Genomic DNA, 10233 nt, shown 5'->3' on the forward strand with positions numbered 1-10233 from the left:
TAAGACAACGCAAGAGACAAGCAATGGACGCACGCACTTACGACACGCCCGACGACACGCCGTCCAGGCAGGAACCTTTCGCCGCTTTGCCCGCGAACACCGTGAACTGGATTGCCGTATGGCGCCGCAACTATCTCGTGTGGAGGAAGCTTGCGATTGCTTCGATGTTCGGCAATCTTGCCGATCCGATGATCTATCTATTCGGCCTGGGTTTCGGGCTCGGGCTGATGGTCGGGCACGTCGACGGCGTGTCGTACATTGCATTTCTGGCAGCGGGCACAGTCCCATCGAGCGTGATGATGTCGGCCAGTTTCGAGTCGATGTATTCCGGCTTCTCGCGAATGCATGTGCAGCGCACGTGGGAAGCGATCATGCATACGCCGCTGACGCTCGGCGACATCGTGCTGGGCGAAGTGATGTGGGCCGGCAGCAAGTCGATGTTGTCGGGCGTGGCGATCATGCTGGTCGCGGGAGCGTTGGGGTATGCGAGTTTTCCGTCGATGTTGCTGGCGTTGCCGGTGATCGTGCTGACCGGACTCGCGTTTGCGAGTATCGCGATGGTGGTGACGGCATTGGCGCCGTCGTATGATTTTTTTATGTTTTATCAGACGTTGGTATTGACGCCGATGCTGCTGTTGTCCGGGGTGTTTTTTCCTGTTTCGCAGTTGCCCTCTGCCGCGCGTGGTTTTACTGAAGTTTTACCGCTGGCGCATGCAGTCGATCTGATTCGCCCCGCCATGCTTGGGCGGCCTCTTCAGGAGGTTGTTTTGCACGTTGCTGTGCTGCTTGCGTATGTTGTTGCAGGGTTTCTTGTTTCTGCCGTTCTGTTTCGAAGAAGGATGATGAAGTAGGTTTTTTTGTTTGCGTGCGCGGCGCCATAAAAAACGCCGCCAAAAGGCCGCCACCAGGCCGCCACCATGCGGCGTTGCCGAAGAACAGGAATCAGTCCTCGTCATCCGTCCAGGGAATATCCACGTCGGAAATAAACGCCACCGTCGCGAACGGCCCGCCATCCTGACGTCCAATCTTCCCATCGGCCCGTTGCCACTCAACGCGAAACACCGTGCCAGGATCGTCGGCAATCAACCTCACGGTGCGAACCTCGTCAGGATCCGCATCCTCGACAGGACCGTCGAGAGACACCAGCAATTCCTGCGGCCACAACCCATCGGCGGGATCGTAAATCTTGTCGCCGTCAGGAATCAGCGTGAACGCTTCCACGCCGATCGTCGCCGACGCGTCCACGATCATCTTGCCCAACGCACGCAGCAACGCAGTCGCCCGCGCCGAATTGGCCTGGCGAATTGCAAGATCCCCGCGCGTCAGCGCCTGTTCAAGTTTTGGGTTGGTTTTTTGTTGCGCCATTCGATTTCCTGAGTCCTATCGTTCTGTTGTGGACGGCACGCCGTATCAACTGCGTACCCCTCTCCATTTTTCGGCTGAATCGTACCACCGGTGTGCACCGCAGCATCACTCGCCGCGCAGTCCAACCGACACAGCCCGCCCCGTCCCCACAGTTTAGGTCGTGATTTGCCTTCCGGCAGGGAGATTTGCCTTCCAATCGGCCGCCCGCCGCCAACTCCGCCCGTCAAGTCCGCAATCAAGCCCGCCGTCAAATCTTCAATCGTCCCGCCCGCTCGCCGTGGCATCCGGGCTTCGTTTCAAACGCCCCAATCCATGCTGACAATCACTGACAATCAGTCTTTTGCGCGCCTTCGAGCTGGCTTCGGCGTCGCGGCATCGGCCGGCTTCGGTGCGCCGATCTCCGCGATCAGATGGTCGCGGAATGCTCTGACCGACGGCGGCAACTCGCGCCCCGCCATCGTCTGCACCTGAATGCTGCGCTGGCGCATCTGCGGATGCGTCAGCGGCATCACGACAAAACCGTCGTCCGCGTAACGGTCTCGCACCGACAGCAAACCCGTGAACATGATCGCGCCGGACTTCTGCGCGTAACGGTACATCGCGCCACTGTTGTTGCACACGAGATCGGGTTCCAGCAGCACGCCTTCGAGCGCGCAAGTGATGTCGATCAACTGGCGAATCGTCGTGCCCGGCTCGGGCAGTACCACTGGATAGCGGCGCAAGTCGGCGAGCGACACCTTTGCGCGCGCGGCCAGCGGATGATCGGCCCGCAGCAGCGCCAGTACCGGCGCCCGCTCCGTATGCTCGACCTTGACACCCTTTTCCGGCGCAAGGCTGAAGGTCAGCGCAAGATCGGCGTCGCCGTCGCGCACCCGGCGGGTCGCCTCGCCCGGCGACATCACGGACAGCGTGAAGTCGATCCCAGGATAGCTGCGCCGGAAGCCGGCCATCGCGGCAGGCAGGAAGTCCGCGGCGAAACCCTCCGAACTGGCTACCTTGATCATGCTCCCGTGCAAAGCCTCGAGGCCGCCGATCTCCTTGATCACATGCTCGGCCTCGAGCAGGCTGCGCTTCGCGTAGGCAAGCAGCCGCTCACCGGCTTCTGAGAGCGCCATGCCGCGCGGCCGCCGTTCGAACAGCGCTGCGCCAAGCTCGCCTTCGAGCCGGGCAATCTGCCGGCTGATCGCGGAGACGGCCACATGCAGCCGCGCGGATGCGTCGCTGATCGAGCCGGTACGCGCGACTTCGACGAAGTAGCGCAATGCAATGCCGTGTAACGAAAGTGCCATGGGAGGTGCCTCGTGCGACCTTGTACGCCCCTGCTTGCGCCCTGGCTTATGCCACTGCCCGAGCGCATTGAGCTTTGCCTTCTCGGCAACGCAAGTTTCGAAAGACGATCATTGTGACAAAAAAAACGGCCTCCTAGAATCGATTCCACTCAGACCGCTGCCGGCAATGCATCCCACGCACGGCACCCCCGCGCGTCGAATCCGCACCCTACACCGGAGACATGCATGAGCCGCGACCAGGCCATCGAACACGCGACACGCCATTTCGAATCGGGCGCCTTTCTCGACGTCCTCAACCGCCGCGTCGGCTTTCGTACCGAGAGCCAGGAAACCGAACGCGCCGCCATTCTGCTCTCGTATCTGACCGACGAAATCACGCCCGAAGCGCAGCGTCTCGGTTTCAGCACGCGAATCGTCGACAACCCGGCCGACGGCTTCGGGCCGTTTCTGATCGCCACCCGTCACGAAGGCGACCACCTGCCAACGGTGCTGATCTACGGCCACGGCGACGTGGTGCGCGGCTACGACAATCAATGGCGCGAGCCGCTCACGCCGTGGGCCGTGACTGTCGAAGGCGAGCGCTGGTATGGCCGCGGCACCGCAGATAACAAGGGTCAGCACAGCATCAACCTCGCCGCGCTGGCCAGCGTGCTCGGCGCACGCAGCGGCAAGCTCGGCTTCAACGCGAAGCTGCTGATCGAGATGGGCGAGGAAACCGGCTCGCCGGGGCTCGACGCGATCTGCCGCGCTCACAAACAGGAACTGGCCGCCGACGTGCTGCTCGCCTCCGACGGCCCGCGCCTCGCCGCGCACCGCCCCACCGTGTTCCTCGGCTCGCGCGGTTCGGTGAACTTCAAACTCTCGCTGAACCTGCGCGACGGCGCGCATCACTCGGGCAACTGGGGCGGCCTGCTGCGCAATCCCGCCACGGTGCTCGCGAACGCGCTCGCGAGTCTGGTCGATGCGCGCGGCGTGATTGCCGTCGACGGCTTGCGCCCGCCGCCGATTCCCGCCGCGGTGCGGCGCGCGCTGGCCGATATCACGGTGGGCGGCGGCCCGGGCGACCCCGCCGTCGACGACAACTGGGGCGAGCCCGGTCTCACGCCGGCCGAACGCGTGTTCGGCTGGAACAGCTTCGAAGTGCTGGCTTTCAAGGCGGGCAATCCCGAGAACCCGGTCAACGCGATTCCGTCGTCGGCGTTCGCGCATTGCCAGTTGCGTTTCGTGGTCGGCACCGATTGGGAAAGACTCGAACAGCATCTGCGCACGCATCTGGATGCGCACGGATTTTCGCTGGTGGAGATCAGCGTCGAGCGCGGCGCGCCGGCCACGCGGCTCGACCCTGACGATCCGTGGGTCACCTGGGCAATCGCTTCGCTCGAACACACCACCGGCAAGAAAACAGCGGTGCTGCCGAACCTCGGCGGCACGCTGCCTAACGAAGTGTTCGCCGACACGCTCGGCCTGCCGACCATCTGGGTCCCGCATTCGTATCCGGCGTGCTCGCAGCACGCGCCGAACGAACATCTGCTCGGACCGGTCGTGCGCGAAGGTCTGCAGATCATGGCGGGTCTCTTCTGGGATCTCGGCGAGAACCCGCCTCGCGCGAAGCTTGAGCAACCGAGCTTGAGCAACCCAACCTGAGCAACCCAGAGCGATCGAACCCAGCACGTCCCTATCCGCATCCGTCCCGAGGCACGCCCATGATCAGCACGTCCACCCTGCAAGCCAGCGCCGCGCGGCCGTCCGCCGCGAAGGTCCATCGCATCATTCTCGCGGCGTCGATCGGCAACGCGCTCGAATGGTTCGACCTCGTCGTCTACGGCTTCTTTGCGGTCACGATCGCGAAGCTGTTCTTCCCCGCCAGCACCGAGGCGATGTCGCTGATGCTCACGCTCGGCACGTTCGGCATTTCGTATCTGATCCGGCCGCTCGGCGGGCTCGTGCTCGGTTCGCTCGCGGACCGCGCCGGACGCAAGGCATCGCTGCTGCTGTCGATTGGGCTGATGATGATCGGCACCTTGACGATCGCCGTGATGCCCTCTTATGCGGCGATCGGCTTGTGGGCGCCTGCCGGCATTCTGCTGTCGCGTTTGGTCCAGGGGTTCTCGGCGGGCGGCGAGTTTGGCGCTTCGACCGCGTTTCTGGTCGAACACGCGCCCGAACGGCGCGGCTTCATGGGTAGCTGGCAGTTCGCGAGCCAGGGCCTCGCGACGCTGCTCGCATCCGGTTTCGGCGCGCTGCTGACGAGCCAGCTAACAACGCTTCAGCTCGAATCCTGGGGATGGCGCATTCCGTTCTTCTTCGGTCTCGCGATCGGTCCGGTCGGCTTCTATATTCGCCGCTATGTGGACGAAGGCGCCGAGTTCGGCAAGGAGCCGAAAACCCATACGCCGCTGCGCGATCTGTTCGCCACGCAGAAGGTCCGCATGCTGCTCGCGACCGGCTCGCTGATCATCTCGACGGCGGCCAACTACATGATCCTGTACATGCCGACCTACGCGATCAAGCAACTGCATCTGCCCGCTTCGACCGGCTTCGCCGCCACGCTCGCAACGGGCGTCGTGCTGACGGTGCTGACGCCGTTCTCCGGCCACCTGTCCGACAGCCTCGGACGCATCCGCATCATGGCGGCCGCCGCTGTGCTGATGCTCGTGACGGTCTATCCGGCGTTCATGTACATGAACGCGCATCCGTCGTTCGCGACGATGCTGCTCGCACTGATCTGGATCGGCGTATTGAAGGCGACGTATTTCGGCGCACTGCCCGCGCTGATGTCGGAGATATTCCCGATGCAGACGCGCGCAACCGGTCTCGCGGTCAGCTACAACATCGGCGTGACGGTGTTCGGCGGCTTTGCGCCATTCGTGATCACGTGGCTGATCGACGCGAGCGGCAACAAGCTGGCGCCTGGCTTCTATCTGATGTTCTGCGCGGTAGCGAGTCTGCTCGCGCTGTATGCGGTGCGCCTGAAATTGAAGATCCGCTGAACGCGGTCAAAGCCTGCTGAGCTGAATCAAACCACGTGGCTGCCCCGGCATCGAAGCCGGGGCAACGCAACGACAACCTCAGGCTGACCTCAGCCAACGTCAAAGCAACTGCATCAAGGCGCGGGATTCGGCTGCAATTCATGCAGCGCGTCGATTTCCGCGAGCACTTCCGGCGAGAGTTTCACCTCGACGCTGCCGATGTTTTCCTTCAATTGCTCGAGCGAAGTCGCGCCGATCAGATTGCTGGTCAGGAACGGCCGGCTATTGACGAAGGCCAGCGCGAACTGCGCCGGCGACAAGCCATGACGCCTCGCCAGTTCGACGTAACGCGTGGTTGCCTGGATCGCTTGCGGCTTGCTGTAGCGTTGAAAACGCTCGAACAGCGAGATGCGGGCGCCCGCTGGACGCGCACCGCCTTCGTATTTGCCCGACAGCCAGCCGAAGGCCAGCGGCGAATAGGCCAGCAAGCCGATCTGGTCGCGATGCGCGTACTCGGACAGACCCGCTTCGTACGTGCGGTTCAGCAGGCTGTACGGATTCTGGATGCTGACGATGCGTGGCAAGCCGAGCTTTTCCGCGGCACGCAGAAACTGCGCGACACCCCACGGCGTTTCGTTCGACACGCCGATATGGCGCACCTTGCCTTCCTTGACGAACCCGGCGAGCACCGACAGCGTTTCTTCGATCGGCACCGTATACGCGTCGTCGACCCATGGATACGCCGGGCGGCCGAACGTCATCGTGCTGCGATCCGGCCAGTGCAACTGATACAGATCGACGTAGTCCGTTTGCAGACGCTCGAGGCTGCCATTCAGCGCCTCGGTCAGGTTCTTGCGATCGAACTGGTTGTCCGCGCCGCGGATATGACGCGGATTGTGCGGCTGGCGCGCCGGCCCGGCGATCTTGGTGGCGAGCACGATCTTCTCGCGCGCGCTGCGATGCTGCGCGAGCCACGTGCCGATGTGGCGCTCGGTCGAGCCCTGCGTCTCAGGACGCGGCGGCACCGGGTACATTTCAGCCGCGTCGATCAGATTCACGCCGTGATCGAGCGCACAGTCGATCTGCGCATGCGCGTCCTGTTCGGTGTTCTGCTCGCCCCACGTCATGGTGCCGAGACCGATCAGGCTAACCTGCACATCCGTGTCGCCGAGTCTGCGGTATTCCATCGAACTTGTCCTGTTGATTGTGTGAACGGAAAGCGCAGACGTTACCATGCCGGCGCGATGCCTGCAGCGCGGCTAGAATGCCGTTGCAGCGGGCGGAACGCCCGTCGCCTCACGATCCCTTCCGTCGAAACATCTACGATGAATCCCGAACATCTCGAACTGCTGGTCACGCGCGTGATGCCCTACGGAAAATATAAAGGCCGTCTGATTGCCGATCTGCCCGGGCACTATCTAAACTGGTTTGCAAGCCAAGGCTTCCCGCCTGGCGAAATCGGCCGCCTGCTGGCGCTGATGCATGAGATCGATCACAACGGTTTGTCGTCACTGATCGAGCCCTTGCGCAAGCGCTGATCGCGTTGCCATGAAAGCGAATTGAAGCACGGTAAAGCTGGACGAAAGTTGTTGTACAGGCAATTGAAGCCTGGACAAATTCACACCGTCTTTGCCTTGACCCTTGCTAAACCGTGGTCTTAAATTCGCTTCAAATCCCGCATTCCTGCGTACGTTTCTTCGAGCGTTCGCACGTGACACGGCCGGCTTTCCCATGCGTCATTTCAGTCTGACTGCGCTGCTGGATTTCATCGGTCACGATCTGTCGCCGGTGTGCGCCGTCATTGCGTTCTTTCTGGTCGGCTATCTGGTCGTCGGGCTGCCGATGCATTTCCGGCAAGGCGCGGCATCGCGCGATGTATGGGGCACGGCGGCCGGCGTGACCATGGCCGCGATCTATGCGGCATTCATCATCGGCGTGTACCCCGCTTTGCATCATACGGCCGGCTTGCTGCGGTAAGACGGTGCGAGGTCAGGCAGCGTCTGCCGAACGCTTCGTCGCCCTTCCTTATTACTGCGCTGATCGATCGGCCATCAGCCGAGCGGCGCCTTCGGCAGATGCCAGCCATATGACACGGCAAGCGCGCGCAGCACAAAGCACGCCACAGCGAACAGCGCGAGGCCGGCCGCGTCGAGCACCGTGACGAGCCCGACGGGAAACTGCTGCGCCGCCGAATGAAAAATGAACGTGAGCAAACCGGTCGCGAACGTCAGCGCCGGATAGCGCCAGTCGCGTATCGCATTCGGCGGCGTGTCGCCGATCAACAGATCGCGGATCGCCCCGCCGCCGAGCGCTGCGACAAACGAGATCACCATCACGCCCAACAGGTCGAGACCGCCGCGCATCGCGCTGAGCGCGCCTTCGACCGCGAACACAAATGTGCCGGCAAGATCAGCGGCCAGAACAATCGCTTCGACGTTCAGCTTTACTTTTCGTATCGACAATGTCGGCATCGACGCATCACCCTTCTGTCCCCAAGTAGTCGAAAGGATAGCGAAACGCCGCGCGTCGGGTGAAAAATTGCGAGCCGGAAGGCGGTACGGCTGCGTGCAACCGGCTTCGCCTAGAACGCGTGGTTGGCCGCTTCTGCTGGAAGTCCGGACAGGTGACCCGCCTCTGCCAGATGCGCGAGCAGCGTGGCGACGGCCATATCGAGCGACACCCGATCGGTTTCGATATCGACGTCGGGTGCCAGCGGCGCTTCGAACGGCCCGGAAATGCCGGTGAAATGAGGGATCTCGCCGCGCCGGGCGCGCGCATAGAGCCCTTTGACATCGCGCGCTTCGCACACCCGCAATGGCGCGTTCACGAACACTTCAATAAAGCCTTCGCCGACGATCTCGCGCGCCGCGCGCCGATGCCGGTGCTCGGGCGAGACCACCGCGGCAATCACGATGAAGCCCTGCTGCCTGAACAACGCCGCGACATGCGCAACCCGGCGCAGATTTTCGGTGCGGTCCGCGAGCGTGTAGCCGAGGTCCGAGTTCAGGCCGCGCCGCAGCACGTCGCCGTCGAGCACGACCGAGCGTTGGCCCGCCTCCGCGAGGCGTCGGTGCAACACATTGGCCAGTGTCGATTTGCCGGCGCCGGACAAGCCGGTCATCCATACGACCGCTCCGCCGATCGAACTCATGATTTGTACTCCGGGTGGGTTGTCACGGCTTGAACGCCGGAGTCCGGCGACGCGTGCTCATGCGTGGCGAAGCCATCGGTCGCCGCCAGCGCCGGGCCCAGTCCGTCGAACAGCGGTTGCAGCAACGCCTGAGGCGGCTGCCAGCGCCGCACCGACGTCTTGTAGATCGGCTGGCGTACCTGCGCCGCACTTGCCGTATTCACCTGACGCGCAGTCCGGTGAAACGCGAGACAGCGTTCATTCCAGTCGAGCCCGCAATGCGCCAGCATTCGACGGACGTTGCCTTCGAGATTTTCGACCAGGTCTTCGTACTGGACCTCGATCATCACGCCCTCGGGCAGCACGCGTTGCCAATGCGCCATCAGCGCGTCGTACGCGCGGTAGTAGCGGCCCAGTTCGCCGAGGTCGTAGCTGAACGGCACGTCGTGAAAGAGCCGCGAAAAAATCGACAGGCAGGTTTGCAGCGGCGAGCGGCTGCTATGAATGAAGCGCGCATTTGATGCGTGCGCAAAGCCTTCTGGATCAAACAATACGCAAACACCGTATAGCGTGATGCGGTTAACCGCGCCCGTAGCGAATGCTATCGACAATTTCAGCAATATCCCGCTGAGTCTCATCGCATCTTGTGCGCATTTGCGTCAGCGTAATTATGAAATCCGCACACTCACTTTCTGTCATCGCACGATCCATGCTGAGCGCCAGACCAACAACCTCTCTCATCTGCCTAATGGTCGCACCCAAAATGATGATGAGTTTGACGAGACCAGGTGTTTCAAGGCCGTGAAGAGGAATTGCAGCAGCAATGCGCTCCAGCTCGCGAAGCTGCGCGTAATCGAAGTGCTTCTTGGCCTCGTGAACGTCCCGCATCGCATCCGCGGCGCCCAATTGATCGACGACATATCGGGAAAACATAAACGATCCGTGCGCAATCTCAAAGATAGATTCGGCGGCAGCGAGTCGCTGACCACGCCGAATATCTTGTTGCAAACGACGCGAACTCCAGCCCGACCAAACAATAGCGACAACAGAAGCGCTCGCTTGCGCCCACGCTGCGACATCTCCGGATTTGTGAGGTTGGAAGCGCGCAAACACCGCCAACAGGATCACGAAAAACAACGAGCCAAGCGGCCACTTCCAATCGTCTCGGTTCACGCTACCCCTCGTCATTTTGGAGGAACCCCAGCATGCAGGAACGCCTTGACCTGTTTTCTGCCACGCGGCAAAAATCGAAGCGCGAAGATGCGATGAGCGTGCAATCACGTAGATCCCTCACTCCCCCGAACAAGGCTGTTGTGCGACATGAAGGCGGTGGACGAAATTTGCAACAACCGGTTGCGAAGCGCGTGGAATTCTTTCCCTTGATTCACATCGATTGCGACGCTGAGCCTGTCAGAATTTTAGTGTGCCGAGGTCATGAGACGATAACGGAAACAACGTCCTATGACCGAAGCAACTGTGA

The 10233-nt window shown here is 62.0% G+C and carries 13 protein-coding genes; 6 read left to right on the plus strand and 7 right to left on the minus strand.

The genetic code is table 11. The features are described from left to right. The first annotated feature begins 23 nt into the window (after positions 1-23). Positions 24-851, plus strand: a complete 828-nt coding sequence (locus tag AC3WLT_RS14980) for an ABC transporter permease (RefSeq protein WP_492592494.1) — start codon at positions 24-26, stop codon at positions 849-851. Positions 852-942: 91 nt separating this feature from the next. Here the strand turns inward: AC3WLT_RS14980 and AC3WLT_RS14985 are convergent, their stop codons facing one another. Together AC3WLT_RS14985 and AC3WLT_RS14990 are read right to left on the minus strand one after the other, a co-directional pair. Then, positions 943-1365, minus strand: a complete 423-nt coding sequence (locus tag AC3WLT_RS14985) for a hypothetical protein (protein ID WP_492592495.1) — start codon at positions 1363-1365, stop codon at positions 943-945. Between the two features lie 332 nt (positions 1366-1697). Beyond that, entirely contained in the window at positions 1698-2654 is a 957-nt protein-coding gene (locus tag AC3WLT_RS14990) for a LysR family transcriptional regulator (protein ID WP_492592496.1), read from the minus strand. 225 nt (positions 2655-2879) lie between these two features. Here AC3WLT_RS14990 and AC3WLT_RS14995 point away from each other — a divergent pair, with 225 nt between their 5' ends. Then, positions 2880-4298 (plus strand): M20 family metallopeptidase, encoded by a 1419-nt coding sequence (locus tag AC3WLT_RS14995; RefSeq protein WP_492592497.1) that lies wholly within the window; start codon positions 2880-2882, stop codon positions 4296-4298. Positions 4299-4357: 59 nt separating this feature from the next. Then, complete coding sequence (locus AC3WLT_RS15000; protein WP_492592498.1) at positions 4358-5644, plus strand: MFS transporter; 1287 nt, start codon at positions 4358-4360, stop codon at positions 5642-5644. A 113-nt stretch (positions 5645-5757) separates the two neighbouring features. Here AC3WLT_RS15000 and AC3WLT_RS15005 read toward each other — a convergent pair whose 3' ends face one another. Further along, positions 5758-6810: an NADP(H)-dependent aldo-keto reductase gene (locus AC3WLT_RS15005; protein WP_492592499.1), complete on the minus strand. Its 1053-nt coding sequence runs from the start codon at positions 6808-6810 to the stop codon at positions 5758-5760. A 138-nt stretch (positions 6811-6948) separates the two neighbouring features. On the opposite strand from AC3WLT_RS15005, the gene AC3WLT_RS15010 reads away from it, so the two are divergent. Together AC3WLT_RS15010 and AC3WLT_RS15015 are read left to right on the plus strand one after the other, a co-directional pair. Then, positions 6949-7161, plus strand: a complete 213-nt coding sequence (locus tag AC3WLT_RS15010; protein WP_006048800.1) for a DUF3820 family protein — start codon at positions 6949-6951, stop codon at positions 7159-7161. Between the two features lie 193 nt (positions 7162-7354). After that, positions 7355-7600: a hypothetical protein gene (locus tag AC3WLT_RS15015; RefSeq protein ID WP_492592500.1), complete on the plus strand. Its 246-nt coding sequence runs from the start codon at positions 7355-7357 to the stop codon at positions 7598-7600. Between the two features lie 74 nt (positions 7601-7674). Here the strand turns inward: AC3WLT_RS15015 and AC3WLT_RS15020 are convergent, their stop codons facing one another. From AC3WLT_RS15020 to AC3WLT_RS15035, 4 genes are all read right to left on the minus strand, one after another. After that, positions 7675-8094: a trimeric intracellular cation channel family protein gene (locus AC3WLT_RS15020; RefSeq protein ID WP_492592501.1), complete on the minus strand. Its 420-nt coding sequence runs from the start codon at positions 8092-8094 to the stop codon at positions 7675-7677. A gap of 110 nt (positions 8095-8204) precedes the next feature. Further along, positions 8205-8774, minus strand: a complete 570-nt coding sequence (gene cysC, locus AC3WLT_RS15025) for an adenylyl-sulfate kinase (protein ID WP_492592502.1) — start codon at positions 8772-8774, stop codon at positions 8205-8207. Then, positions 8771-9304: a sulfotransferase family protein gene (locus AC3WLT_RS15030; RefSeq protein ID WP_492592503.1), complete on the minus strand. Its 534-nt coding sequence runs from the start codon at positions 9302-9304 to the stop codon at positions 8771-8773. Before AC3WLT_RS15030 ends, cysC begins: the two co-directional genes overlap by 4 nt. A 28-nt stretch (positions 9305-9332) precedes the next feature. After that, a complete protein-coding gene (locus AC3WLT_RS15035) occupies positions 9333-9926 on the minus strand; it encodes a hypothetical protein (RefSeq protein ID WP_492592504.1) in 594 nt (197 codons plus the stop codon). A gap of 32 nt (positions 9927-9958) precedes the next feature. Between AC3WLT_RS15035 and AC3WLT_RS15040 the strand changes: the two genes are divergently transcribed. Further along, positions 9959-10233, plus strand: a 275-nt coding sequence (locus tag AC3WLT_RS15040) for a hypothetical protein (RefSeq protein ID WP_492592505.1), incomplete at its 3' end; no start/stop codon positions are given.

The sequence above is a fragment of the Paraburkholderia sp. FW306-2-2C-D06C genome, assembly GCF_058781505.1.